The following is a 26674-nucleotide window of genomic DNA, read 5'->3' on the forward strand; positions in this document are numbered from 1 at the left end:
GGCATCACCATCACGCAAGGAGATGTGCCCCCGTGGCCGAGCTGTTCTACGAAGACGACGCCGACCTGTCCATCATCCAGGGCCGCAAGGTCGCGGTCATCGGCTACGGCAGCCAGGGCCACGCCCACGCGCTGTCGCTGCGCGACTCGGGCGTGGACGTCCGGGTCGGCCTGCTGGAGGGCTCCAAGTCCCGCGCCGCGGCCGCCGAGGCCGGCCTGCGCGTGGTCACCCCGTCCGAGGCCGCGGCCGAGGCCGACGTCATCATGATCCTGGTTCCGGACCCGATCCAGGCCGACGTCTACAAGGACGCGATCGAGCCGAACCTGAAGGCGGGCGACGCCCTGTTCTTCGGCCACGGCCTGAACATCCGGTTCGGCTTCATCCAGCCGCCGGCCGACGTCGACGTCTGCATGGTCGCCCCCAAGGGCCCGGGCCACCTGGTCCGCCGCCAGTACCAGGAGGGCCGCGGCGTCCCCTGCATCGTGGCCGTCGAGCAGGACGCCACCGGCAAGGCCTTCGACCTGGCGCTGTCGTACGCCAAGGGCATCGGCGGCACCAAGGCCGGCGTCATCAAGACCACCTTCACCGAGGAGACCGAGACCGACCTGTTCGGTGAGCAGGCCGTCCTCTGCGGTGGCACCGCCGCCCTGGTCAAGGCCGGCTTCGAGACCCTGGTCGAGGCGGGCTACCAGCCCGAGATCGCCTACTTCGAGTGCCTCCACGAGCTGAAGCTCATCGTCGACCTGATGTACGAGGGCGGCCTGGAGAAGATGCGCTGGTCGGTCTCCGAGACCGCCGAGTGGGGCGACTACGTGACCGGCCCCCGCATCATCACCGCCGACACCAAGGCCGAGATGAAGAAGGTCCTCGCCGAGATCCAGGACGGCACCTTCGCCAACACCTGGATCGCCGAGTACAAGGCCGGTCTGCCGAAGTACAACGAGTACAAGAACGCGGACAGCGAGCACCTGCTGGAGACCACCGGCAAGAAGCTCCGCAAGCTGATGTCCTGGGTCGACGAGAGCGCCTGATCCTCGCCCACCCCGCTTGTACAACAAGGCTGTTCCCGTCCGGGTGATTTCGCCGGACGGGAGCAGTCCCCGCACGACCCCGCCGATAGACTCCCGAATACGCGTCAGGCCCACAGCGTCGTGCGTCTAGCTACGCGACATGCCACCTTCCCCCGCCCCCTGTGCACGCCACCTCCGTGTGGCGGGGTGAACCGGACAGTTAAGGACACACTGTCGTGAGCAAATCCGTAGTCCTCATCGCCGAAGAGCTCTCGCCCGCCACCGTCGACGCCCTCGGGCCGGACTTCGAGATCCGGCACTGCAACGGCGCCGACCGCACCGAGCTGCTGACCGCGATCGCCGACGTCGACGCCATCCTGATCCGCTCCGCCACCAAGGTGGACGCGGAGGCGCTGGCCGCCGCCAAGAAGCTGAAGGTCGTCGCCCGGGCCGGCGTCGGCCTGGACAACGTGGACGTCGCCGCCTCCACCAAGGCCGGCGTGATGGTCGTCAACGCGCCGACCTCCAACATCGTCACCGCCGCCGAGCTGGCCTGCGGCCTGCTGATCTCGGTCGCCCGCAACATCTCGCCGGCCAACGCCGCGCTCAAGGGCGGCGAGTGGAAGCGCAACAAGTACACCGGCGTCGAGCTGAGCGAGAAGACCCTCGGTGTGGTCGGCCTCGGCCGGATCGGCGTGCTGGTCGCGCAGCGGATGTCCGCGTTCGGCATGAAGATCGTCGCGTACGACCCCTACATCCAGGCCGCCCGCGCGGCCCAGATGGGCGTCAAGCTGCTCTCCCTGGAGGAGCTGCTGGAGGTCGCGGACTTCATCACCGTCCACCTCCCGAAGACCCCGGAGACCATCGGCCTGATCGGCGACGAGGCGCTGCACAAGGTCAAGCCGACCGTGCGCATCGTCAACGCCGCCCGCGGCGGCATCGTCGACGAGGACGCCCTGGTCCGCGCCCTGCAGGAGGGCCGGGTGGCCGGCGCCGGCCTGGACGTGTACGCCAAGGAGCCGTGCACCGACTCGCCGCTGTTCGCCTTCGACAACGTGGTGGCCACCCCGCACCTGGGCGCCTCCACCGACGAGGCGCAGGAGAAGGCCGGCATCGCGGTCGCCAAGTCGGTGCGCCTGGCGCTGGCCGGCGAGCTGGTGCCGGACGCGGTGAACGTCCAGGGCGGCGTGATCGCCGAGGACGTCCGCCCGGGCCTGCCGCTGGCCGAGAAGCTCGGCCGGATCTTCACCGCGCTGGCCGGCGAGGTCGCCGTCCGTCTGGACGTCGAGGTCCGCGGCGAGATCACCCAGCACGACGTGAAGGTGCTCGAACTCTCCGCCCTGAAGGGCGTGTTCGAGGACGTGGTGGCCGAGACGGTGTCCTACGTCAACGCCCCGCTGTTCGCCCAGGAGCGCGGTGTCGAGGTGCGCCTGACCACCTCCAGCGAGTCGCCGGAGCACCGCAACGTGATCACCGTCCGCGGCACGCTCTCCGGCGGCGGCGAGATCTCGATCTCCGGCACCCTGTCCGGCCCGAAGCAGACCCAGAAGATCGTCGGCGTGGACGGCTTCGACGTGGACGTCGCGCTCACCGACCACATGGTGTTCTTCCACTACGAGGACCGCCCGGGCGTGGTCGGCACCCTCGGCCGGATCCTCGGCGACGCCGGCATCAACATCGCGGGCATGCAGGTCGCCCGGGACGGCGACAGCGCGCTCGCCTCGATCACCGTGGACAGCGAGGTCTCCCAGGAGGTCCTGACCGAGATCGCCGGTGCCATCGGCGCCAAGTTCGCCCGCGCGGTGAACCTGGGCTGACGCCCTTCGCACGTCCCGAACGGCCCTTCCGACCTTGAGGCGGAGGGGCCGTTCGCATACCCGGAGGTGAACGCCGTCTCAGATACTAGGAAATCCAAGTAAATCTGCGGACAACGCGGCCCGGCCGTCGTACTGTGAAGTAGTCGTACGGTGAGCCACCCCCGCAACGCCGGGGCGCGTGGCCCGTACGGCCCGTACGCGGTGCGGCAGGCGACCCCTGCCAGGCGTACCCCCAGCAAGCACCCTCACGCGCCGTCGCGCCCCCGCACCAAGGAGCCCGGTATGCCTTTCGTCGCAGACCGCACCACCGCCACCGCCACCTCCTCCGCCGCCGCCGTGGCCGTCCCGCGCCGCCGCCGGCGCGCCCAGGTCGACCCGCGCGCCGCCGCCGCCCTGCAGCGCGCCCTCGACCGCCGCGACAACGGCGCCCCGGCGATCGACTGACCGCCAACAGCGCGGTTGCGCCAGCCGGGTGACGGGTCGTCACCCATGGGGTGAACGTCCTCGCCCGGCCCCGCCACGGCTCCTAGTTTGGGGCCGTGCGCACCCGCCTCGGCCTCCTCGCCGCCCTCGCCCTGCTCGCCCCGGGGCCGTCGTCCCCGCGTCGGCCGCCGCCCGCCCGGCCGGCCGGGCCGAGCACGACCGTCCTCGTGGAGCTCGACACCGAGCCCGCCGCCGCCGCCTGGCGGCGCGCCCAGGACGACGCCCGCCGGGAGCGTCGCACGCCCGAGCAGACCCGGCGCGCCGCGGCCGCCGCCGGCAGCGCCCAACGCGCCGCCGCCGACCGGTCGTTGGACGCCCTCACCGAGCGGCTGCGGCACGCCGCTCCCGGGGCGCGCCCGCTGTACCGCACCCGCACCCTGGTCAGCGGCCTGGCCCTGCGGCTGCCCGCCGCCGAACTCCCGCGGCTGGCCGGGCTCCCCGGGGTGCGCGCCGTCCGGCCCGTCGCGCTCAAGCGCCGCACCAACGGGTACTCGGTGCCGCTCACCGGCGCCCCGCAGGTCTGGGACGGCCCCGCGGGCACCACCGGCGAGGGCGTCCGGATCGGCATCGTCGACTCCGGCATCGACTACACCCACGCCGACTTCGGCGGCCCCGGCACCGTCGAGGCCTACCGCTCGGTGAACGGCGCCGCGCCCGCGCCCGCCGGGCTGTTCCCCAACGCCAAGGTGACCGGCGGCAAGGACCTGGTCGGCGACGACTACAACCCCGACCCCGCCGCCGAGCACTACCAGCCCGACCCGCACCCCGACGACAACCCGATCGACTGCGCCGCCAACGGCCACGGCAGCCACGTCGCCGGCACCGCCGCCGGGCTCGGCGTCACCGCCGACGGCAAGCCCTACCGCGGCCCCTACCGGCCCGGCCTCGACCCCGCCGGGTTCAAGGTCGCCCCCGGCGCGGCCCCCGGCGCCCAGCTGTACGCGATCCGGGTGTTCGGCTGCGACGGCTCCACCGACCAGCTCGCCGCCGCCCTCGACCTGGCCGCCGACCCCGACGGCGACGGCGATCTCACCGACCGCCTCGACGTGGTCAACCTCTCCCTCGGCAGTCCCTACGGCCGCCCCGGCGACGCCGACGCGCTCGCCGCGGACCGGCTCGCCGCCCTCGGCACCGTGGTGGTCGCCGCCTCCGGCAACGAGGGCGACCTGTACGGCATCGGCGGCAGCCCCGGCACCGCAGCCCGCGTCCTCACCACCGCCGCCTCCGTCGACCCGCACGGCGACGCCGACGGCATCACCGTGCTCGCCCCCGCCGCCCTGGCCGGCGAGGTCCCCGCGCACTGGAGCAGCAAGTACACCCGCTGGGACACCGCCGAGGTCAGCGGCGAACTCGCCGTCCCCGCAGAGCAGTCCGACGGCTGCGCCGCCTTCTCGCCGGCCGACGCCGAGCGCCTGCGCGGAAGGATCGCCGTCCTGCGCTGGACCACCAAGGACCCGGACCGGGCCTGCGGCTCCGCCCCGCGCGCCGACCACGCCGCCGACGCCGGCGCGGTGGGCACGCTCTACGCCGCCGACGGCGACAACCTCGGCGAGATCGCCGGCGACGACCGGATCCCCGCCGCGATCCTGGCCCGCGCCGACGGCGAACGCCTGCTCGCCGCCCTGGCCGACGGCCCGGTCACCGTCCGCCTCGCCATCCCGGGCAACCCGCTGCACGGCGCCGTCCCGCAGGACCAGCCGCAGCGCACCGACACCCTCACCTCCTTCACCTCCCGCGGCATCGGCGTCGACGGCATCGTCAAACCCGACCTCGCAGCCCCCGGCGAGACCATCTGGTCCGCCAAGGCCGGCAGCGGCACCGGCGGCATGCGCGAGGACGGCACCTCGATGGCCACCCCCCACCTGGCCGGTCTCGCCGCCCTGGTCCGCGCCGCCCATCCCGACTGGACCGCGGCCGAGGTCAAGGCCGCCCTGATGAACACCGCCGCCGACACCCACCTGCACGACGACCGCACCGGCCCCGTGTACGGCCCCGAGCGCACCGGCAGCGGCCGGGCCCGGGTCGACGCCGCCGTCCGCACCCCCGCCCTCGCGTACGCCGCCCGGCCGGAGGGCGCGGTCGGCGTCTCCTTCGGCGTGGTCGAGGCCACCGGCGCCACCATCGCCACCCGCGAGGTGACCGTCCGCAACCTGAGCGACCGTCAGCTCGACTACGCCACCGGCTACTCGCCCTCCACCACGGTGCCCGGCGCGGCCTTCGCCCTCGCGCCCGCCCGGGTCGAACTCCCGCCGCACGGCGCCGCCACCGTCACCGTCACCCTCCGGCTCGGCCCCGACCTCGGCCGCGCCCCCGACCCCACCCTGGACCTGGTCCAGGCCGGGCACGCCCGCACCTACCGCGCCGAACTCTCCGGGCGCCTCACCCTCACCCCGTCCGACGAGGCCCTCCCCGCGCTCCGCGTCCCGCTGTTCGCGGCCCCGCGCGCCGCGACCGCCGCCACCGGCCTCGGCACCGCCGCCGCCTTCGCGGTCTCCGGCGGCGCCCGGCCCGGCCTGCTCTCCGTCCTGCAGCCCGGCGGCGAGGGCCCGCGCTGGCCCGACTGCCCCGCCGAGGACCTCTGCGTCGACGACCCCGCCGACCGTGCCGCGAACCTCCACTACGCGGCCGCCGCCGTCGACGCCCACGGCATGCTCTACCTCGCCGCCGTCCTCTGGGCCCCCGCCACCACCCCCGCCGGCGCCGTCGGCGTGCGCGCCTCGCTCGACGTCGACGGCGACGGCGCCCCCGACGCCACCGTCCTCGCCGACCGCCTCAAGGGCAGCGACGTCCTGATCGCCCGCACCCTGGACGCCCGCACCGGCGCCGAACTCGACGTCCAGCCCCTCAACGGCCGCTGGGGCGACACCGACACCGCCCTGCTCGACTCCGACACCCTCCTGCTCCCCGTCCGCCGCTCGGCCCTGCCGCCGCTCACCGACCCCCGCTACACGCTGTGGACCAGCCCCACCGACGACCCCGCCGACGCCCTCACCACCCTCGGCCCCTACCCCCTCGACCCGACGCTCGCCACCCCCGTCCTCACCCCCGCCCGCCCCGGCCAGGTGCTGCACACCCCGCTGTCGAACGCCCTGCTCCTCCACCACCTCAACCCCGTCGGCGGCCGCGTCCAACTCCTCACCTCCCGCCGCCCGCCGGGCTGATTGGCCGGAGCCGGGCTGACACGGCATCACGTCCGGATGGTGGACGGTCCGTGCCCAGGCCGTGGGACGGGTTGTACTGTCCGGGTATGTCTCGCACCATTCGTCTCGCAGTGATCCCGGGTGACGGCATCGGCCAGGAGGTCGTGGCCGAGGGCCTCAAGGTGCTCCGCGCCGCCCTGCCCTCCGACGTCAAGCTGGAGACCACCGAGTACGACCTCGGCGCACGGCTCTACCACCGCACGGGGGAGACCCTGCCGGACGCGGTGCTGGAGGAGTTGAAGGGCCAGGACGCGATCCTGCTCGGCGCCATCGGCGACCCGAGCGTGCCGTCCGGCGTGCTGGAGCGCGGGCTGCTGCTGAAGCTGCGGTTCGCCTTCGACCACCACATCAACCTCCGTCCGGGCAAGCTGTTCCCGAACGTGAAGTCGCCGCTGGCCGGCGACCCGAGCATCGACTTCGTGGTGGTCCGCGAGGGCACCGAGGGCCCGTACGTCGGCAACGGCGGCACGCTGCGCACCGGCACCCCGCAGGAGGTCGCCACCGAGGTCAGCCTGAACACCGCGTTCGGCATCGAGCGCGTGGTCCGCGACGCGTACCGCCGCGCCCAGGCCCGCCCGCGCAAGAAGCTGACCCTGGTCCACAAGAACAACGTGCTGGTGCACGCCGGCCACCTGTGGACCCGGATCTTCGAGCAGGTCGGCCGGGAGTTCCCCGAGGTCACCACCGACTACCTGCACGTGGACGCGGCGACGATCTTCTTCGTCACCCAGCCCGAGCGGTTCGACGTGATCGTCACCGACAACCTGTTCGGCGACATCCTGACCGACCTCGCCGCGGCCGTCACCGGCGGCATCGGCCTGGCCGCCTCCGGCAACATCAACCCGAGCGGCGAGTTCCCGTCGATGTTCGAGCCGGTGCACGGCTCCGCCCCGGACATCGCCGGCCAGGGCAAGGCCGACCCGACCGCCACCGTGCTGTCCGTCGCCATGCTGCTGGAGCACCTGGGCTTCGCCGCCGAGGCCGCGCAGGTCGAGGCCGCGGTCGCCGCGGACCTCACCGAGCGCGCGGGTGCCCGCTCCACCTCCGAGGTCGGCGACGCGCTGGCCGCCCGAGTATCCGGCTGACCGGCCGGAAACAACCTCCGGCCGGCGGGCCGGTTCATACCGCGCACAGCCTCCCGGCTGTTCGGCACGGCCCTCTGGATGCGAGTATCGACAGTGGGCCGTGCCGTCATGCGTTCCTCCGCCAGGCGGTGAAGGCCCAGCCCAACCCCACGGTGAAGGACAGACAGCCATGAGCACGCCCACCCAGGCGCCCATCACGTTCGACCTCAAGCCCTCCGCGCACCCGCTGTCCGACGAGGAGCGCGAGGCCCGACTGGCCAACCCCGGCTTCGGCCGCGTCTTCACCGACCACATGGTGACCATCCGCTGGACCGAGGGCCTGGGCTGGCACGACGCCCAGCTGACGCCCTACGCGCCGCTGGAGATCGACCCGGCCAACATGACCCTGCACTACGGCCAGTCGATCTTCGAGGGCCTGAAGGCCTACCGGCAGGCCGACGGCTCCATCGCGACCTTCCGCCCGGAGGCCAACGCGGCCCGCTTCCAGTCCTCCGCGCGCCGGCTGGCGATGCCCGAGCTGCCGATCGAGACCTTCGTCGAGGCCGTCGAGCTGCTGGTCCAGCAGGACCGCGCGTGGGTGCCGGACCAGGCCGAGCAGAGCCTCTACCTGCGGCCGTTCATGTTCGCCACCGAGGTCGGCCTGGGCGTGCGCCCCGCCAACTCCTACGTCTTCATGATCATCGCCTCGCCGGCCGGCGCGTACTTCTCCGGCGGCGTCAAGCCGGTCTCGGTCTGGCTCTCCGAGGACTACGTCCGGGCCGCGCCGGGCGGCACCGGCGCCGCGAAGTGCGCCGGCAACTACGCCGCCTCGCTGGTCGCCCAGGCCGAGGCCGCCGCCAAGGGCTGCGACCAGGTGGTCTGGCTGGACGCCGCCGAGCACAAGTGGGTGGAGGAGATGGGCGGCATGAACCTCTACTTCGTCCTCGGCTCCGGCGCTGACGCGACCGTCGTCACCCCCGAGCTCTCCGGCGCCCTGCTCCCCGGCATCACCCGCGACTCCCTGCTCACCCTCGCCGCCGACCTCGGCCACAAGACCGAGGAGCGCCGCATCTCCACCGAGGAGTGGAAGCAGGGCAACGCCGACGGCACCATCACCGAGGTCTTCGCCTGCGGCACCGCCGCCGTCATCACCCCCGTCGGCCACGTCAAGTCCGCCTCCGCCGACTGGACCGTCGCCACCGGCGAGCCCGGCCCCGTCACCATGAAGCTCCGCCAGTCCCTCCTCGCCATCCAGGGCGGCCAGGCCCCGGACACCCACGGCTGGCTCCACAAGATCGTCTGACGCCCCGTCACCGCCCCGGGCATTTCACGGCGAAGTGCCCGGGCCCGGTCACTGGGAGCCGATCCGTTCGCGCAGCCGTTCCGCATCGCGAGACACCCACGCCACGCCGCGGGGCGTGTGCAAGACTGCGAGGGTGTCCTCGCTTTCGCTGATTATTAGCAGCAGGCGCGCCGGTCCGCAGTGACCGCTTCCACGGCAACACCCTGACCGCGGAGCGACCACGAGCGTCCAGACCCGCGCGCAGACCTCTCGCACCCGCGAGGGGTCTTTTGTTTTGCCTCCCGGACCGGCCCGGGCCCTCACGAGGGGCTCGGAGACACCGGGGACGCGCGCGGGATGCTGGACAGTGGAGCCGGATTCCGATCCCGGCAGATGTGCAGTAACTCCACCGAACGGAGAACCCAGGGCCATGACCGAGGCCAACAGCCGCCCGAACGACGGCTTCCACGTCTTCGACACCACGCTCCGCGACGGCGCCCAGCGTGAGGGGATCAACCTCACGGTGGCGGACAAGCTGGCCATCGCGCGCCACCTGGACGAGTTCGGTGTCGGCTTCATCGAGGGCGGCTGGCCGGGCGCCAACCCCCGGGACACCGAGTTCTTCGCCCGCGCGCAGGCCGAGCTGGAGCTGAAGCACGCGCAGCTGGTGGCGTTCGGCGCGACCCGCCGGGCCGGCGGGAAGGCGGCGGAGGACCCGCAGCTGGCCGCGCTGGTGGCGTCCGGCGCGCCGGTGGTGACGCTGGTGGCGAAGTCGCACGACCGGCACGTGGAGCTGGCGCTGCGCACCACGCTGGAGGAGAACCTGGAGATGGTCCGGGACAGCGTGGGGTTCCTGCGCTCCCAGGACCGCCGGGTGTTCATCGACTGCGAGCACTTCTTCGACGGCTACCGGGCCAACCCGGAGTACGCCCTCGCGGTGGTGCGCACCGCGCACCGGGCCGGCGCGGACGTCGTGGTGCTGTGCGACACCAACGGCGGCATGCTGCCGTCGGGGGTCCGGGAGATCGTGGCGACCGTGCTGGCGCAGACCGGCGCCCGGCTGGGCATCCACGCCCAGGACGACACGGGCTGCGCGGTGGCGAACACGCTGGCCGCGGTGGACGCCGGGGCGACGCACGTGCAGTGCACGGCGAACGGCTACGGCGAGCGGGTCGGCAACGCCAACCTGTTCCCGGTCTCGGCGGCGCTGGAGCTGAAGTACGACCGCCGGGTGCTGCCGGCGGGCGCGCTCGCCGAGATGACCCGGATCTCGCACGCGATCGCCGAGGTGGTGAACCTGACCCCGTCCACCCACCAGCCGTACGTGGGCTTCTCGGCGTTCGCGCACAAGGCGGGCCTGCACGCCTCGGCGATCAAGGTCGACCCGGACCTGTACCAGCACATCGACCCGGAGCTGGTCGGCAACACCATGCGGATGCTGGTCTCGGACATGGCCGGCCGGGCGTCGATCGAGCTGAAGGGCAAGGAGCTCGGCTACGACCTGTCCACCGACCGCGACCTGGCGGGCCGGGTGGTGGCGCGGGTGAAGGCGCAGGAGAACCTCGGCTACACCTACGAGGCGGCGGACGCGTCCTTCGAGCTGCTGCTGCGCGACGAGGTGAACGGCGGCGAGAAGCTGCGGTTCTTCGAGCTGGAGTCCTGGCGGACCATCAGCGAGCAGGGCCCGAACGGCTTCGCCGGCAACGAGGCCACCGTGAAGCTGTGGGCGAAGGGCGAGCGGAAGGTCGCCACGGGGGAGGGCAACGGCCCGGTGGACGCGCTGGACAAGGCGCTGCGGGCGGCGCTGGAGCCGATCTACCCGCCGCTGGCGAAGCTGGAGCTGGTGGACTACAAGGTCCGGATCCTGGAGGGCCAGCACGGCACGGGGTCGAAGACCCGGGTGCTGATCGAGTCCACCGACGGCACCGCCACCTGGTCGACGGTGGGTGTCGCGGACAACGTGATCGCGGCGTCCTGGGTGGCGCTGGAGGACGCGTACACCTACGTGCTCCTGAGGGCCGATCAGCAGCCGTAACTGCGGCGGGTGCGAGGAAGTGCCCAGGGGGCGTGCGGAAGGCTCCGCACGCCCCCTTCTGGCGTGTCCACGACCTCTTTTGACGCTACGTCACCGCAGTCGGGCGAGCAGGGCGTGTTCGACCAGGGTGATGAGGGCGCTCTTGGCGCTGTCGCGGCGGCGGGCGTCGAGCGTGATGATCGGGATGTCGGGGTTGAGTTGGAGTGCTTCGCGGACTTCTTCGGGGGTGTGGGCCTGGTGGCCGTCGAAGCCGTTGAGGGCGACGACGAAGGGGAGGCCGCTGTTCTCGAAGTAGTCGAGGGCGGGGAAGCAGTCGGCGAGGCGGCGGGTGTCGACGAGGACGACGGCGCCGATGGCGCCGCGGACGAGGTCGTCCCACATGAACCAGAAGCGGTCCTGGCCGGGGGTGCCGAACAGGTAGAGGATCAGGTCTTCGTCGAGGGTGATGCGGCCGAAGTCCATGGCGACGGTGGTGGTCGTCTTGCCGGAGACGTGGCTGAGGTCGTCGATGCCGGCGGAGGCCGAGGTCATGACGGCTTCGGTGCGCAGGGGGTTGATTTCGGAGACCGCGCCGACGAGCGTCGTCTTGCCCACGCCGAATCCGCCGGCGACGACGATCTTGGCGGAGGTGGTGGCGCGGCTGGGGGCGGCCGCGTTAGAGCTTGCGAAGTCCACTGAGGACCCTTTCGAGCAGCGTGACGTCGGGCTGGTTGCCGGATTCGCCGCCGGCTGCGGGCTGGTGGATGGCGACCAGGCCGGCCTCGGCCAGGTCCGCCACGAGGATCCGGGCCACTCCCAGCGGGAGGCCGAGCAGCGCCGAGATCTCGGCCACCGACTTCACGTCGCTCGCGCAGAGCGAGCAGATCCGCTGGTGCTCGGGCAGCAGGGTGGCCAGCCGGGCCGGCTCGACCGCGGCGGAGACCAGGGCCTCCAGGGCGAGTTCGTAGCGCGGCCGGGTGCGTCCGCCGGTCATCGCGAACGGGCGGATCAGCGGCTCGGCGTCCTCCTCGTCGTCGTACTCCTCGACGTACCCGGGCTGCTGCTCCTCGTGGCGGTGCGGCAGGTCGGCGGGATCGGGGTACGACTCGGGGTAGGCCTGGCCGTATCCGCCCTGCTGCTGGAACCAGCGCGGGTCGGACTGCGGGGGCAGGTACGACTGGCCACCGTTGAACTGCGGCGCGTACTGCTGCTGCTGACCGTGGCCGACGCCGGGAGCCCCGAAAGCGTCGTGGCCGGAGCCCGCGTACGGGACGCCGAACTGGCCACTGTGGTCGGGCGGTGTCACGGTTCATCTCCTCAAAGGGGTGCGGCGGTGCGTTGCTGGCCGCGTCGCCGGGGAGCGCCGTGACCGGTGGTGCGAAGGCCGTACAACGCCCGGTCCCGAGGCCGCCGAAGCGACCTCGGGACGGGCAATGAGGTCTTTCGAATACCAGGACGGTATCCGACGAACCGTCAGTGCAGGAGACTGCCCTGGAGTTCGGCCCGCAGAGCGGGCGTCAGGACCGCGCCGGCGCGGTCCACGAGGAGGGCCATTTCGTAGCCGACGAGACCGATGTCGGAGTCCGGCGAGGCGAGGACCGCGAGTGCGGAGCCGTCGCTGATCGCCATCAGGAACAGGAAGCCGCGCTCCATCTCGACCACGGTCTGGGTCACGTCGCCGCCCTCGAAGATCCGGCTCGCGCCGGAGGTCAGCGAGGTGAGGCCGGAGGCGACGGCGGCCAGCTGGTCCGCGCGGTCCCGGGGGAACCCCTCGGACATGCACAGCAGCAGACCGTCGGCGGAGACCACCACGGTGTGGGACACCCCAGGGGTGTTGTCCACGAAATTGGTGATCAGCCAGTTCAGGTTCTGTGCGGCCTGGCTCATCTGGGTCAACTCAACGCTCCTGCTGGTTCGAGCCGCCGAAGAGATCGGTGCTGCTGTTGTGCGGTCCATCACCGTACGCCCCCTGGTCGGGGTCGATCCGGAAGCTGCCGGTGGCACCGGGGTCGCCGCCGGCCTGGCGGCCCTGCTCGACGCCGCGGCGCAGGTTGGTCAGGCGGCCGCGGACCTCGTTCGGGTCGCGGGAGACCGCGGGGCCTTCCTGCGGGGTGGGCTTGGCGTTGCCCGGCACCAGGTTCTGGCGCGGCACCCGGCGCGGCAGGCCCGAGGAGGTCATGCCCGAACTGGACGGCTCGCGCAGCTTCTCCGCGCGCTGCCAGTCACCGTCGTTGGGCGACTCCCACTCGCTGGGCGCGGCGGTCGGGCCGGTCGGGCCGTAGCCGCCGAGCGCCGACACGTCGTGGCCGCGCGGTTCGACGTCGCTCGCGGAGGTGTCCTTCGCGCCGGTGAACCAGTTCGGGCTCTCCGAGCCGCCGCCGGGGCCGGCCAGCTGCTGGCCGGGGCGCCGCTGCGGCAGGCCGCCCGCGGTGTCCGAGGAGGGACGGGCCGGCGGCAGCGCCGGCAGCTCCTCCGCCGGGTACGGGTGCCCGGCGGGCTCGTCGTAGCCGTACTGCGCCTGCGCGTAGTCGTCGGCGTACTGCGCCTGCGCGTACGGCTCCTCGAACTGCCCGTCGCCGTAGGGCTGCTGGTAGTTCCCGGCGTACTGGTCGTCCTGGTACTGGCCGCCCTGGGCGTACTGCCCGGCGCCGTACTGGTCGTCCTGGTACTGCCCGGCGGGGGCGTAGCCCTCGGGGGCGTACTGGTCGTCCTGGCGGTAGCCCCAGGCGTCGTCCTGGGCGGGCCGCTGCGGCTCGAAGGGGCGCCCGTAGGCGTCCGTCTCCGGGCGGCGGTAGTCGGCCGCTCCCTGGGGCGCGTACTGCTCCTGGTAGCCGTCCTCGGCGTAGCCCTCGTCGCCGTAGGGCGACTCCAGGATCTCCGCCTCCATCGGCTCCTCGGCGGCCGTGCCGGGGCCGATCTCCAGGGCGGCCCGGCGGCGCTCCTCCAGGCGCTGGGAGCGCTGCATGGCCTCCAGCGCGGGGGAGAAGCCGTCCGCGCCGGCCACGCCGCGGGCCTGCAGGTGGTCGTCGAAGCCGAGTTCGGCGGCGGTGCGGTCCGAGCCGTCGAACGCCCACTGGGCGGTCGGCTCCTGCTCGGCGAAGATCCGGGAGACCGTGAACTCCTCGGCCTGCGGCTCCGGCATCCGGCCCAGCTGGGTGAGCTGCTGCGGCAGCATGACCAGCGAGGTGGTGCCGGCCGACTCGCCGGACGGGCGCAGCTGCACGCGGATGTCGTGCCGCTGGGACAGCCGGCCGACCACGAACAGGCCCATGCGGCGGGAGATGGTCGCGTCGACGGTGGGCGGCTCGGCGAGCTTCTCGTTGATCTCGGCGAAGTCCTCGGCGGTCAGGCCGATGCCCTTGTCGTGGATCTCCACCAGCACCCGGCCGTCCGGCAGGCGGGTGGCGTTGACCAGCACCCGGGTCTGCGGGGAGGAGAACGAGGTGGCGTTCTCCAGCAGCTCGGCGAGCAGGTGGACGAGGTCGGTCACGGCGGCGCCGACCACGTCGGCCTCCGGGATGCCGGCCAGCTCGATGCGCTCGTAGTGCTCCACCTCGGAGGCGGCGGCGCGCAGCACGTCGACCAGCGGGACCGGGGTGTTCCAGCGGCGGCCGGGCTCCTCGCCCGCGAGGACCAGGAGGTTCTCGCCGTTGCGGCGCATGCGGGTCGCGAGGTGGTCCAGCTTGAAGAGGTTCTCCAGCTGGTCCGGGTCGGCCTCGTTGTTCTCCAGGTCGGTGATCAGCGCCAGCTGGCGCTGGATCAGGCCCTGGCTGCGGCGCGACAGGTTGGTGAAGATCGCGTTGACGTTGCCCCGCAGCAGCGCCTGCTCGGCGGCCAGCGAGACCGCCTGCTGGTGGACCTGGTCGAAGGCGCGGGCGACCTCGCCGATCTCGTCCCTGCCCCACAGCGGGATCTGCGTCACCGAGGTGTCCACCCGCTCCGGGTCGGTCTTGGACAGCTTGTCGACCAGCTCGGGCAGGCGGTGGTTGGCGATGTCGAGCGCGGCGGAGTTCAGGGTCCGCATGCCGAGGATCATCGAGCGGGCGATGTAGCCGGTGAGCAGACCGGCCAGCACCAGCGAGGCGATCACGATCAGCGAGTTGAGCACCCAGTCGGTGAACGCCCGGTCCTTGATGTTCTGGGCGTCGCCGACGACCTGGTCGAGCAGTTCGGTCTCGGCCGCGCGCAGGGCGCTCATGTGGCTCTTGGTGGCCTGGTCCCACAGCGGGCGGGTGAGGCCCTCGGCGCTGGCCGCGTTGATGATCCTGGTGGCGGCGTCGCGGTCGGAGGTGGCGCTCGACAGCTGGCCGGCGTAGGTCATGCCGACCGCCAGCAGCGCCTGCATGGTGGGCAGGCTGTGGCCGTCGGGCATCCGCAGCGGCAGCCGCTGGTCGGCGGTGGCCTGGGCGACCAGGGCCTCCGAGTAGACCCGCACCTCGGCGTCCGAGGAGGCGGTGTTGAACTCGCCGATCGCGGTGGACTCCAGGCGGGCGGCGACCACCAGGGCCTGGATCAGGTCCTCGCCCTCGTGGCCGTCGACGCCGCCGACGCCGAGGCCGACCAGCAGGTTCAGCATCAGGGCACGCTGGGTCGAGGCGGACGCCTTGGCCAGCGACATCGCGTAGATCGCGCGGCCCTTGGCGGTGACGTTGGAGGAGCCGAAGCCGACCGAGTTGTCCATCGCCAGCAGCGGGGCGAACAGCAGCGAGTACGCGTTCGCGGTCGCGGTCGCGAACAGCTCCGGCTTGTAGGCGTTGTCGCGCAGGTGCGGCAGGTAGATGGCCAGCCCCTGGAACTGGGCGTTGCGGCGGGCCATCGTCGCATCGTCCTTGACCTTGGCGAACGCCGAGTTGTAGGCGCTCAGTGCCTGGTCGGTCTTGTCCCGGAGCTTCTTCACCTCGCCCTGGTCGCCCTGCCCGGTGAGCAGCGGCACCAGGGTCTCGTCGCGCTCCTGCTCCAGGGCGTCGGCGAGCTTGGTGGCGGCGCTGGCGACGTTGGCGATGCGCACCGCGCGGTCGGCCTGGTTGTAGTCGTCCAGCGAGGTGTTGACGCGCAGACCGCCGAAGACCAGGGCGATGACGACCGGGATGACCAGGATGGCCACCAGACGGGTCGGCACCCGCCAGTTCAGCGGCGACAGGAAGTCGTACCGGCTGCTGCTCCTCGGCGGGCCGGCCTGGGCGGCGGTGGGCCGCTCGGCGTGCTCGGCCGGGCCTGCGGTGACCGGGCGCTGCGGCTCGGGCCGGTCCTCGGTCGCGGTGAACGCGGAGAACTGGCCGGTGTTCGGGCCGCTACCCGGGTCCTGCTGGCGGGGCTCGGAGCGCCGCTGAGGGGTGACTGGCTGCTTACGCCTCACTCGACAACAACCTCTCGACCGACTGGCGGCCATGGATCTATCCGGCGGCTACCCCCCTACGGGCCGCGGCCCGCGTGGGTCCTACGGGGTAGCAGGAATTTCAACACGAGCCGGAGGGCCGGACAAACGGCTCCTCCGCCCCGTACGCCAGGGGTGGAAAACGGACATTCGCGGGCGAATTCCCGCAAACTTCAAGGTCATTGGCGCACACCGGGTTCGGGCGGTCACGCACTGTCAGACATGCTCGGCAAATGCCTACCGAACTGTTACCGGGGGACGCGAACCATCTGTGGTACGCGCCCCCCGGAAGGTCCCGCCCAGCTCACCGCAGTCGGGCGAGCAGGGCGTGTTCGACCAGGGTGATGAGGGCGCTCTTGGCGCTGTCGCGGCGGCGGGCGTCGAGCGTGATGATCGGGATGTCGGGGTTGAGTTGGAGTGCTTCGCGGACTTCTTCGGGGGTGTGGGCCTGGTGGCCGTCGAAGCCGTTGAGGGCGACGACGAAGGGGAGGCCGCTGTTCTCGAAGTAGTCGAGGGCGGGGAAGCAGTCGGCGAGGCGGCGGGTGTCGACGAGGACGACGGCGCCGATGGCGCCGCGGACGAGGTCGTCCCACATGAACCAGAAGCGGTCCTGGCCGGGGGTGCCGAACAGGTAGAGGATCAGGTCTTCGTCGAGGGTGATGCGGCCGAAGTCCATGGCGACGGTGGTGGTCGTCTTGCCGGAGACGTGGCTGAGGTCGTCGATGCCGGCGGAGGCCGAGGTCATGACGGCTTCGGTGCGCAGGGGGTTGATTTCGGAGACCGCGCCGACGAGCGTCGTCTTGCCCACGCCGAATCCGCCGGCGACGACGATCTTGGCGGAGGTGGTGGCGCGGCTGGGGGCGGCCGCGTTAGAGCTTGCGAAGTCCACTGAGGACCCTTTCGAGCAGCGTGACGTCAGGCGTACCGCCCGACTCGCCCGCGGCGGCGGGCTGGTGGATGGCGACCAGACCGGCTTCCGCCAGGTCTGCGACGAGGATGCGGGCGACCCCGAGCGGGACACCTGCCAGCGCGGAGATCTCGGCGACGGACTTGACCTCGCGGCACAGCGAGACGATCCGGGCGTGCTCGGGGAGCAGCCCGCCCGGGGCGGCGGTGCTGGTGGTCGAGATCAGCGCCTCGATGGCCAGCTGGTAGCGCGGCCGGGTGCGTCCGCCGGTCATCGCGTACGGGCGGACCAGCGGCTGCTGCTCGTAGCCGTCCGACTGCTGGTCGCCGTACCCACCGGCCTGCTGGCTGCCGTAGCCGTTTCCGTACCCGTTGCCGTACGAGCCGGCGGGTGTCGGGGGCGGGGTCATGCGTCCTCCTTGTGCTGCAGTCGTTCGCGGCCGGAGCCCGCTGGGCCGGTCGACTGACGGGCTGTCAGCCGCCGCGCGGCGAAGACTGGGGGTGAGGTGCCGGGCCCGGGGTCGGGAGGGCCCGGCACTGTGAGGGTGGTGCTCAGGAGTCGAAGGGGCGGACGGAACGTCAGTGCAGCAGGCTGCCCTGGAGCTCGGCGCGCAGGGCCGGGGTCAGCACCGCACCTGCCCGGTCGACCAGCAGCGCCATCTCGTAGCCGACGAGACCGATGTCGGAGTCCGGCGAGGCGAGGACCGCGAGCGCGGAGCCGTCGCTGATCGCCATCAGGAACAGGAAGCCGCGCTCCATCTCGACCACGGTCTGGTTGACCTCGCCGCCCTCGAAGATGCGGCTGGCGCCGGAGGTCAGCGAGGTGAGGCCGGAGGCGACGGCGGCCAGCTGGTCCGCGCGGTCCCGGGGGAACCCCTCGGACATGCACAGCAGCAGACCGTCGGCGGAGACCACCACGGTGTGGGACACCCCAGGGGTGTTGTCCACGAAATTGGTGATCAGCCAGTTCAGGTTCTGGGCCGCCTGGCTCATCATCTGACTCAACTCAACGCTCCTGGTGCTCGGGGCCGAAGCCGTTGTTGCCATCGGCGTCGCGGCCGCCCCGGGCTCCCCGGTAGCCCTCGGACGTCCCGCCGAAGTCGAAGCCCGGCCGCTGCTGCGGCGCGGGACGGCCGGGGCCCTGCGGCTGGCCGCCGGGCTGCGGGCCCTGCTGCGTGCCGGCCTGGCGGCCCTGCTGGATGCCGCGGCGCAGGTTGGTCAGCCGGCCGCGCACCTCCTCCGGGCTGCGCGAGACCTGAGGACCGGTCAGCGGGCTGGCCTCGGCGCTGCCGGAGACCAGGTTGGCCTGCGGGGTGCGGCGCGGCAGCCCCGAGGTGGTCAGGCCGTTGGTCTGCGGCTCGCGCATCTGCTCGGCCCGCCGCCAGCGCTCGTCGTTCGCCGACGGGCGCCACGGCGCGTCCGGGTCGCCCTGCGGCTCCGGACGGCCCTGCTGGGCCGGACCGGCGCCGAACGGCCGCTGCTGCTGCGGCGGCTGACCGGCCGGACGCTGCTGGCCGCCCTGCACCGGGCGCTGCGGCATGCCCTGCGGGCGCTGCTGCGGCTGCTCGGCCTGCGGCTGCGGGGCCGGCCGGGTCTGCGCCTGGCCGAAGCCCGGCGCCGTGGTGCCGGGGCGCTGCGGCTGGTAGCCCCGCGAGCGCACCTGCTCGCGGTCCTGCGGCGCGGGAGCGGCTGCCGGGTCGGCCGCGGTCGGCAGCGCCATCGGCTGCGGCCGCTCCGCGTACTGCTGCTGCGCGTACTGCTGCTGCTGCGCGGGGTGCTGGGGCTGCGGGGCGACCGGCGGCAGGCCCTGGCCCACCGGGTTCGGCAGCACCGGCTCCACCAGGCCGAGGCCCAGCGGGTCGCGCGGGTCGATGTCGGAGGCCTCGAAGCGCGGCCGGGCGAACGCCCCGGACTGCTCCTGCGCGGACTCCGCCGGCTGCTGCGGCAGCGGACGCCGCTGCGGCTGCCCGGCCCGGCCGTGCTGGGTCGGCTCACCGCCCGGACGGCCCTCCGCCGGACGCTGCCGCTCCGGACCGCCCTGCGGCCCCTGCGGACGGCGCTGGCCCTGCGGACCGCCCTGCGGCTGCGGACGACGCGGCGGCAGGCCGCCGCCGGGACCGCCCTGCAGGCCCGGGGCGCCGGACGCACCGGGAACCCGGCGCGGCGGCAGCCCGCCACCGGCCGGCGCACCCGCGCCGGGACCGGCCGGAGCGGCGGGCGTCCCCGCCGCGGTGTTGTCGCGCAGCGACTGGCCGACCGCACGGGTCGGCAGGCCGCCGGAGCGGCCGCCCTGCGCCGAGCCGGAGCCGAACGCGCCGCCAGGACCGAAACCGCCCTGCCCGGGCGCCTCGCCGTGTGCACCGGGACCGCCCGGCGCGCCCGGACCGCCCTGGGCACCGGGACCGCCCGGGCCGCGGCGGCCGCCCTGCGGACCGGAGGGGCCGGCCGCACCGGCGGGGGAGAACAGGTCGGGGCTGCCGCCGGCCGGGCCCTGGCCCAGCTGCGGACGGCCCGCGGGAGCACCCGCAGCGCCCTGGCCGAGCGCGGTGCGCGCACCGGGCAGGTCACCCGCGGGGCGGCCCTGCTGGCGCGGCTGCGGCGCCAGGCCGCGCTGCTGCTGCGGCTTGCCGCCCTGGCCGGGGCCGCCGGCCGCACCGGGCCGGTTGCCGCGCCGCTCGGCGGAGTTGGTGACGTCCACCGGCAGCATGACGAGCGCGGTGGTGCCGCCCGAGTCGGACGGGCGGAGCTGGATCCGGATGCCGTGCCGCAGCGACAGGCGGCCGACCACGAACAGACCCATCCGGCGGGACACCGAGACGTCCACGACCGGCGGGTTGGCGAGGCGCTCGTTGATGTCGGCGAGGTCGTCCGGGGACAGGCCGATGCCGGTGTCGTGGATCTCGATCAGCACCCGGCCGTCCGGCAGGGCGTGGCCGGTGACCCGGACCCGGGTCTGCGGGGAGGAGAACGAGGTGGCGTTCTCCAGCAGCTCGGCGAGCAGGTGGACGAGGTCGTTGACGACGCGGCCGGCGACCTCGGCGGTCGGCACCGAGGCGAGCTCGATGCGCTCGTACTGCTCCACCTCGGAGGCCGCGGCGCGGAGCACGTCGACCAGCGGGACGGGGCGGGTCCAGCGGCGGCCCGGGTCCTCGCCCGCGAGGACCAGGAGGTTTTCGCCGTTGCGGCGCATGCGGGTCGCGAGGTGGTCGAGCTTGAACAGCGAGGCCAGCTGGTCCGGGTCCGCCTCGCGGCTCTCCAGCTCGGAGATCAGCGACAGCTGACGCTGGATCAGGCCCTGGCTGCGGCGCGAGAGGTTGGTGAACATCGCGTTGATGTTGCCTCGCAGCAGCGCCTGCTCGGCGGCCAGTCGGACCGCCTCGCGGTGCACCATGTCGAAGGCGTGCGCCACGTGGCCGATCTCGTCGGCGGAGTCGACGCCGACCGGCTCGACGGTGACGTCGACGTCGTGCGGGTCGCTCTCCGAGAGGGTCTTGACCAGCTCCGGCAGGCGGCGCTCGGCGACGTCCTCGGCGGAGGCCTGCAGGCGGGTCAGCGAGCGCACCATCGAGCGCGCCACCAGGGCGGCGCCGGCGATGGCGACGATGAGCACCAGGGCGACCAGCGAGGCGTTGATGACCGACTCGGTGTCGGCGTCCGACTGCAGCGACTGGGCCTTGCCGTCGAGGACGACCAGCAGGGAGCCCTCGATGCTCTTCTCGGCGTTGACCTTGGCGGTCGACTTGTCGAACCAGTTCTTGTAGGAGACGTCGTCGGCCTGCTTGATGCCGTTGGTGTTCAGCACCGCCTTGGAGAACCGGTCGGCCTCGGCGACCACCTGGTTGAAGCTCATCGCGGAGCGCAGCGCGCGGGCCTGGTTCTCGCCGTAGATGGCGGTGAAGTTCGCCATCGCGTTGTCCTCGGAGTTCATCAGCCGGACGCCGAAGGTCTCGTCGGACGAGGACATCTCGGGGGACCCCGGGTGCGCGAGCGCGGCGGAGATCAGCGCGCGCTGCATCGAGGTGAACTCCTTGGCCAGCGAGAACTGGTACAGCGCCCGGGTGGTCTTGATCAGCTCGGTGGAGTTCGAGGTGATCGCGATGTCCTGGGTGGCGCCGATCAGGTCCTTGATGATCACGTCGTAGTTGGTGATCGTGGCCTGGATGTTGTCGGCGCTCTTGAAGGCGCCGGTGCGGGCCCGGGACAGCGTGTTGAGGTCCTTGCGGACCTGCAGCAGCAGGGTCTTCGAGCCGGCCAGGTCGAGGTTGTCGAACTTGTCCGCGCTGGCGTTGAACTTCTTCGACAGCGAGTTGGTGACCTTGTACGCCTCGGTGATGTCCGGGTCGGTGTCCGCGGAGCCGCCGGCGGCCAGCGGACCGGCCGACACGTCGCGCTCGTACTGCAGGGCGTTGGCCAGGTCGGTCGCGTTGCGGGCGAGCTCGGCCAGGTCGCTCATCTGCGACAGCTGGCGGGAGTTCTCCATCGAGCTCTGCACCCGCAGGCCGCCCAGCACCAGCGCCACGATCACGGGCAGGAGGAGCAGCGCGATGAGGCGGGTGCGGATCCGCCAGTTGCGCATGGCGAAGCGGCTCAGGCCGGTGGCGCGTCGGCGGTTGAGCGTTCCGCGCAGTCTCGCGCGGCGGCTCTGCCTGTCGGCCGACGAGTCGCCGATCTCCTCCTGGGGCGCGTTCGCGCCCGGGGCACTGTGGTCGGCGGTGGGGTCGGCGGGTGCGCCGTACGGCCGCTCGCCTTGCCCCGTCGTCGCCGGTGCCGCCTGGTGGGGGCCGGCCACGGGCTCCCGCGACTCCGGGTCTCCCGCGGCGCCGCTGCCCCTCTTGAAACGTCCCTGCACTGGCGTCGCAACCTCTGGACCGGGCGCCCTTCCCCGCCGGGCGGAGATAGGGCGGTGTCGAGTTTTTCCGTGGCATTCCAGCACAGCGGGGGAAGTCCAACAAGGGCCGTTACGACACGGTGTCCTGGGCCACCCTCTGCGCGCGGCGTCTCACGTTGCGTGTCGCATCCGGCCTGGAATACGGTCCTTTTCGGACACTCGCCGTGTTCAGGTCAAGGAAGTTGAAGATCAGCATGTGCGGCGAATGTCCGGGATTCCCGAAATGGGGGATTTTGCGATTGGTCCGGAATCACCACGTCCGCGCCCTTTGAGGCCGGAATTGTGAGCAAACTCACAGCCCGATGTGTAGCTTTGGTCACGGCCGCTGTGGAATGGGCTCCCTAACCTGGCAGGGTTGTCCGGAGCCTGCCCAGCGGCGGGCTCGCGCAAAAGTCCGTTCGAGCGAAACAAGGTGCTGACGCAAATGTCCGAGACGACCACGACGGCCACTGGCTCCACGCCGAGCACCGGTTCCACGGCCAACCCCCGCCGAACCACCCTGGCCTCCGTCGCGGACTTCACCCAGCTCCCCGGCTTCGCCGCCGGCCGCGAGGCGCGCGCGTACTCCGTCCGGCTGCCCGCCGCCACGGCCAACCCGCGCCGCACCGTGCTGATGACCGCCCCGGCCCCCCGCCTGCCGCGGGACTGACGGCCGCGCCGATAACCTGGTGGGCACGAGCCGGGCCCGGTACTGCGGGCTCGGCCACCGTCCGGGAGCGTCCGGGCGGCCGACGAACCGAGAGGTTGCAGGGCTGTGCGTATCGCCAGGTTCTCCGTCCGTGAAGGGAGCCCCGCGGCGGGCTCGGTCTCCTTCGGCATCATCGAGGGGGACGCCGCGCAACCCGAGTCGCTGGTGGTGCACACCCTGGCCGGCCACCCCTTCGGCACCCCCCAGCCGACCGGCGAGACCCACCGCCTGCAGGACGTCCGCCTGCTGGCCCCGATGCTCCCCAGCAAGATCGTCGCGGTCGGCCGCAACTACGCCGCGCACGCCGCCGAGCTGGGCCACGAGGTCCCCGACGTCCCGCTGACGTTCTTCAAGCCCTCGACCGCCGTCATCGGCCCCACCGAGTCGATCGCCTACCCGCCGTTCTCCTCGGACGTGCAGTACGAGGCCGAACTCGCCGTGGTGATCGGCCGGATGTGCCGCGAGGTGCCGCTGGAGCGGGTCCCCGAGGTGGTCTTCGGCTACACCTGCGCCAACGACGTCACCGCCCGCGACGTGCAGCAGCGCGAGGGCCAGTGGGCCCGGGCCAAGGGCTTCGACACCTCCTGCCCGCTCGGCCCGTGGATCGAGACCGACCTCGACCCCGCCGACCTGGCCGTCACCTGCACCGTCAACGGCGAGCTCCGCCAGGCCGGCCGCACCTCCCAGATGGTCCGCTCGGTCGCCGAGCTGATCGTGCACATCTCCGAGGCGATGACCCTGCTGCCCGGCGACGTCGTCCTCACCGGCACCCCCGCGGGCGTCGGCCCCCTGAACATCGGCGACGAGGTCGCCGTCTCCGTCGAAGGCATCGGCACCCTCTCCAACAAGGTGATCAAGCGTGGCTGACGCAGTGAAGACCAGTGACTCCGTCACGGACCCGGCCGTCCGGGTCCGTTTCTGTCCCTCCCCGACCGGCAACCCGCACGTGGGCCTGGTCCGCACCGCGCTGTTCAACTGGGCCTACGCCCGGCACAACGGCGGCACCCTGGTGTTCCGGATCGAGGACACCGACGCCGCCCGCGACTCCGAGGAGTCCTACCAGCAGCTGCTCGACGCGATGCGCTGGCTGGGCTTCGACTGGAACGAGGGCCCCGAGGTCGGCGGCCCGCACGCGCCCTACCGCCAGTCGCAGCGGATGGACGTCTACGCGGACGTCGCCAAGCGCCTCCAGGACGCCGGCCACGCCTACCCCTGCTACTGCACCACCGAGGAGCTCGACGCCCGCCGCGAGGCCGCCCGGGCCGCCGGCAGGCCCTCCGGCTACGACGGCCACTGCCGCGACCTGACGGCCGACCAGGTCGCCGTCTACACGCAGGAGGGCCGGCAGCCGATCCTGCGCTTCCGGATGCCCGACACCACCCTCGCCTTCGAGGACCTGGTCCGCGGCCCGATCTCCTTCGACCCGAAGGACGTCCCGGACTACGGCATCGTCCGGGCCAACGGCGCCCCGCTGTACACCCTGGTCAACCCGGTCGACGACGCCCTGATGGAGATCACCCACGTCCTGCGCGGCGAGGACCTGCTCTCCTCGACGCCCCGTCAGATCGCCCTGTACGCGGCCCTGGCGGACATCGGCGTCGGCAACGGCACCACCCCGCGCTTCGGCCACCTGCCGTACGTGATGGGCGAGGGCAACAAGAAGCTCTCCAAGCGCGACCCGCAGTCCTCGCTCAACCTCTACCGCGAGCGCGGCTTCCTCCCCGAGGGGCTGCTCAACTACCTGGCCCTGCTGGGCTGGTCGCTCGCCGAGGACCGCGACGTCTTCGACATCGACGAGATGGTCGCCGCCTTCGACATCGACGACGTCAACGGCAACCCGGCGCGCTTCGACCTCAAGAAGGCCGAGCACATCAACGCCGAGCACGTCCGCCGCCTCGCGCCCGAGGAGTTCGTCAAGCGCCTGGTGCCGTACCTGCAGGCCCCCGGCCTGCTCCCTGCCGAGCCGACCGCGGAGCAGCTCGACCTGCTCGCCAAGGTCGCGCCGCTCACCCAGGAGCGGATGGTCGTCCTCTCCGAGATCGTCACCATGGCCGGCTTCCTCTTCGTCGCCCCCGCCGACTTCGCCGTCGACCCGGAGGACGCCGCGAAGGTCCTCACCGCGGACGCCCGCCCGGTGCTGGAGGCCTCGGTCGAGGCGCTCACCGAGCTCGCCGACTTCACCCCCGAGCCGATCCAGGCAGCCCTGCGCGCGGCCCTGGTCGAAGGCCTGGGCATCAAGCCCAAGTTCGCCTTCACCCCGCTCCGGGTCGCCGTCACCGGGCGCCGGGTCTCCCCCCCGCTGTTCGAGTCCATGGAACTGCTCGGCCGTGAGGAGACGCTCCGTCGCCTGCTCTCCGCGCTGGAGCTGCTCCCCGCCTCCTGAGCCACCCCCGGACACCTGCGGGCCGTGTCGCTGACCTGGCCCGCAGGTGTCCGGCGCGCTGCCTGCGGTTATCGATTTTGGAGCGGGGCGGGGCGTCGGGTAATGTTCTTTCTGCGCCGCCCGGGCAGGGGGGCGCAAGACACCGAGGAACACCCCGCACAGGGGTTGAACTCTGGTGGGGTATGGTGTAATTGGCAGCACGACTGATTCTGGTTCAGTTAGTCTAGGTTCGAGTCCTGGTACCCCAGCGCAGTGTGTAAGTGAAACAAGCCCCCGTTGTGTAGTGGCCTAGCACGCCGCCCTCTCAAGGCGGTAGCGCCGGTTCGAATCCGGTCGGGGGTACGCAATCTTGATAATTGCAAATGAATGAGTAATGCCCCCGTTGTGTAGTGGCCTAGCACGCCGCCCTCTCAAGGCGGTAGCGCCGGTTCGAATCCGGTCGGGGGTACTCGCTCGTTCAAGGCCCCCGTTGTGTAGTGGCCTAGCACGCCGCCCTCTCAAGGCGGTAGCGCCGGTTCGAATCCGGTCGGGGGTACTTTTGGGGTATGGTGTAATTGGCAGCACGAGTGATTCTGGTTCATTTAGTCTAGGTTCGAGTCCTGGTACCCCAGCCAATAAGCTCCGGGAAACCGGGGCTTTTTTTGCGTTGGTCCGGGCATCTGCCGCCCCCACATCTGCCGCTCCCGGACATGCCTGCGCCCCCGGGCGGGGGCCGGGGGCGGGGGCGGGGGTTGAGCGGCAGTCAGCTGCGCCGGAGCGCCTCGGTGAGGCGGTTGGCGGCCTCGATGATGGCCTGGGCGTGCATCCGACCGGGGTGGCGGGTGAGCCGCTCGATCGGGCCGGAGACGGAGACGGCGGCCACCACGCGGTTGGAGGGGCCGCGGACAGGGGCGGAGACCGAGGCCACGCCGGGCTCGCGCTCGCCGATGGACTGGGCCCAGCCGCGCCGGCGGACGCCGCTGAGGGCGGTGGCGGTGAACCGGGCGCCCTGCAGGCCGCGGTGGAGGCGCTCGGGCTCCTCCCAGGCGAGCAGCACCTGCGCGGCGGAGCCGGCCTTCATCGGGAGGGTGGAGCCGACCGGCACGGTGTCGCGCAGGCCCGAGAGCCGCTCGGCGGCGGCGACGCAGATCCGCATCTCGCCCTGGCGGCGGTACAGCTGGGCGCTCTCGCCGGTGACGTCGCGCAGGTGGGTGAGGACCGGACCGGCGGCGGCCAGCAGGCGGTCCTCGCCGGCGGCGGCGGAGAGTTCGGCGAGCCGGGGGCCGAGGATGAAACGGCCCTGCATGTCGCGGGTGACCAGGCGGTGGTGTTCGAGTGCGACGGCGAGTCGGTGGGCCGTGGGCCGTGCCAGACCGGTGGCGGCGACCAGCCCCGCCAACGTGGCGGGGCCCGACTCCAGTGCGCTGAGCACCAGAGCGGCCTTGTCGAGAACGCCGACGCCGCTAGTGTTGTCCATGTCTCGATACTGCAGTCTCAATCAGCGAGACGCAAGTTCAATCTCGCGAGAAAAGCGCCACTCTTGAGTCAGCAGCCCGGGAGACACCCAGGACGGCGCCCCACCACGG

19 protein-coding genes and 5 tRNA genes are annotated in these 26674 nt (G+C 72.5%); 15 read left to right on the forward strand and 9 right to left on the reverse strand.

The window, feature by feature from the left end:
* Positions 1–32: 32 nt before the first annotated feature.
* The 7 genes from ilvC to cimA all read left to right on the forward strand — a co-directional run bounded on the left by ilvC (position 33) and on the right by cimA (position 10891).
* On the forward strand, positions 33–1031 hold the full coding sequence (gene ilvC, locus BX266_RS23235) for a ketol-acid reductoisomerase (protein ID WP_099902768.1): 999 nt from the start codon (positions 33–35) through the stop codon (positions 1029–1031).
* A gap of 215 nt (positions 1032–1246) precedes the next feature.
* Positions 1247–2827: a phosphoglycerate dehydrogenase gene (serA, locus tag BX266_RS23240; protein ID WP_099902770.1), complete on the forward strand. Its 1581-nt coding sequence runs from the start codon at positions 1247–1249 to the stop codon at positions 2825–2827.
* Between the two features lie 282 nt (positions 2828–3109).
* Positions 3110–3271: a hypothetical protein gene (locus BX266_RS38815; RefSeq protein WP_180290584.1), complete on the forward strand. Its 162-nt coding sequence runs from the start codon at positions 3110–3112 to the stop codon at positions 3269–3271.
* Between the two features lie 95 nt (positions 3272–3366).
* The gene (locus BX266_RS40905; RefSeq protein ID WP_120314397.1) at positions 3367–6471 is read left to right on the forward strand and encodes a S8 family serine peptidase; all 3105 of its coding nucleotides are present in this window, start codon (positions 3367–3369) and stop codon (positions 6469–6471) included.
* Positions 6472–6557: 86 nt separating this feature from the next.
* On the forward strand, positions 6558–7595 hold the full coding sequence (locus BX266_RS23255; protein WP_099902774.1) for a 3-isopropylmalate dehydrogenase: 1038 nt from the start codon (positions 6558–6560) through the stop codon (positions 7593–7595).
* A 169-nt stretch (positions 7596–7764) separates the two neighbouring features.
* The gene (locus BX266_RS23260) at positions 7765–8877 is read left to right on the forward strand and encodes a branched-chain amino acid aminotransferase (RefSeq protein ID WP_099902776.1); all 1113 of its coding nucleotides are present in this window, start codon (positions 7765–7767) and stop codon (positions 8875–8877) included.
* 409 nt (positions 8878–9286) lie between these two features.
* Positions 9287–10891 carry a citramalate synthase gene (gene cimA / locus BX266_RS23270; RefSeq protein ID WP_099902778.1) on the forward strand — a complete coding sequence of 535 codons (1605 nt, stop codon included), beginning with the start codon at positions 9287–9289 and terminating at the stop codon, positions 10889–10891.
* A gap of 90 nt (positions 10892–10981) precedes the next feature.
* On the opposite strand, the gene BX266_RS23275 is transcribed toward cimA, so the two are convergent.
* From BX266_RS23275 to BX266_RS23310, 8 genes are all read right to left on the reverse strand, one after another.
* Positions 10982–11566 carry an ATP/GTP-binding protein gene (locus BX266_RS23275; RefSeq protein WP_099902780.1) on the reverse strand — a complete coding sequence of 195 codons (585 nt, stop codon included), beginning with the start codon at positions 11564–11566 and terminating at the stop codon, positions 10982–10984.
* Positions 11547–12176 carry a DUF742 domain-containing protein gene (locus BX266_RS23280; protein ID WP_099902782.1) on the reverse strand — a complete coding sequence of 210 codons (630 nt, stop codon included), beginning with the start codon at positions 12174–12176 and terminating at the stop codon, positions 11547–11549. Before BX266_RS23280 ends, BX266_RS23275 begins: the two co-directional genes overlap by 20 nt.
* Before the next feature lie 167 nt (positions 12177–12343).
* Positions 12344–12757, reverse strand: coding sequence for a roadblock/LC7 domain-containing protein (locus BX266_RS23285; RefSeq protein ID WP_035873526.1), 414 nt, complete (start codon positions 12755–12757; stop codon positions 12344–12346).
* A gap of 10 nt (positions 12758–12767) precedes the next feature.
* Positions 12768–16226, reverse strand: a complete 3459-nt coding sequence (locus BX266_RS23290; RefSeq protein ID WP_259464813.1) for a nitrate- and nitrite sensing domain-containing protein — start codon at positions 16224–16226, stop codon at positions 12768–12770.
* Between the two features lie 322 nt (positions 16227–16548).
* Positions 16549–17133, reverse strand: a complete 585-nt coding sequence (locus BX266_RS23295) for an ATP/GTP-binding protein (protein WP_099902780.1) — start codon at positions 17131–17133, stop codon at positions 16549–16551.
* Positions 17114–17560 (reverse strand): DUF742 domain-containing protein, encoded by a 447-nt coding sequence (locus tag BX266_RS23300; RefSeq protein WP_099902786.1) that lies wholly within the window; start codon positions 17558–17560, stop codon positions 17114–17116. Before BX266_RS23300 ends, BX266_RS23295 begins: the two co-directional genes overlap by 20 nt.
* 169 nt (positions 17561–17729) lie before the next feature.
* Positions 17730–18143: a roadblock/LC7 domain-containing protein gene (locus BX266_RS23305; protein ID WP_097236138.1), complete on the reverse strand. Its 414-nt coding sequence runs from the start codon at positions 18141–18143 to the stop codon at positions 17730–17732.
* 13 nt (positions 18144–18156) lie between these two features.
* On the reverse strand, positions 18157–21939 hold the full coding sequence (locus tag BX266_RS23310) for a nitrate- and nitrite sensing domain-containing protein (RefSeq protein WP_310794799.1): 3783 nt from the start codon (positions 21937–21939) through the stop codon (positions 18157–18159).
* Between the two features lie 523 nt (positions 21940–22462).
* Here BX266_RS23310 and BX266_RS23315 point away from each other — a divergent pair.
* The 8 genes from BX266_RS23315 to BX266_RS23350 all read left to right on the forward strand — a co-directional run bounded on the left by BX266_RS23315 (position 22463) and on the right by BX266_RS23350 (position 25723).
* The gene (locus tag BX266_RS23315) at positions 22463–22687 is read left to right on the forward strand and encodes a hypothetical protein (protein ID WP_099902790.1); all 225 of its coding nucleotides are present in this window, start codon (positions 22463–22465) and stop codon (positions 22685–22687) included.
* A gap of 105 nt (positions 22688–22792) precedes the next feature.
* Positions 22793–23593, forward strand: coding sequence for a fumarylacetoacetate hydrolase family protein (locus BX266_RS23320; protein WP_099902792.1), 801 nt, complete (start codon positions 22793–22795; stop codon positions 23591–23593).
* A complete protein-coding gene (gene gltX, locus BX266_RS23325) occupies positions 23586–25109 on the forward strand; it encodes a glutamate--tRNA ligase (protein ID WP_259464814.1) in 1524 nt (507 codons plus the stop codon). Before BX266_RS23320 ends, gltX begins: the two co-directional genes overlap by 8 nt.
* A gap of 176 nt (positions 25110–25285) precedes the next feature.
* Positions 25286–25357 (forward strand) — tRNA-Gln (locus BX266_RS23330).
* A 21-nt stretch (positions 25358–25378) separates the two neighbouring features.
* Positions 25379–25451, forward strand: a tRNA-Glu gene (locus BX266_RS23335).
* Between the two features lie 33 nt (positions 25452–25484).
* Positions 25485–25557 (forward strand) — tRNA-Glu (locus BX266_RS23340).
* 14 nt (positions 25558–25571) lie between these two features.
* A tRNA-Glu gene (locus tag BX266_RS23345) sits at positions 25572–25644 on the forward strand.
* Between the two features lie 4 nt (positions 25645–25648).
* Positions 25649–25723, forward strand: a tRNA-Gln gene (locus BX266_RS23350).
* 128 nt (positions 25724–25851) lie between these two features.
* Here the strand turns inward: BX266_RS23350 and BX266_RS23355 are convergent.
* Positions 25852–26565 carry an IclR family transcriptional regulator gene (locus BX266_RS23355; protein WP_033215067.1) on the reverse strand — a complete coding sequence of 238 codons (714 nt, stop codon included), beginning with the start codon at positions 26563–26565 and terminating at the stop codon, positions 25852–25854.
* Between the last annotated feature and the right edge of the window lie 109 nt (positions 26566–26674).

Origin of the sequence: Streptomyces sp. TLI_171, from assembly GCF_003610255.1 — a bacterium.
GTDB lineage: Bacteria > Actinomycetota > Actinomycetes > Streptomycetales > Streptomycetaceae > Kitasatospora.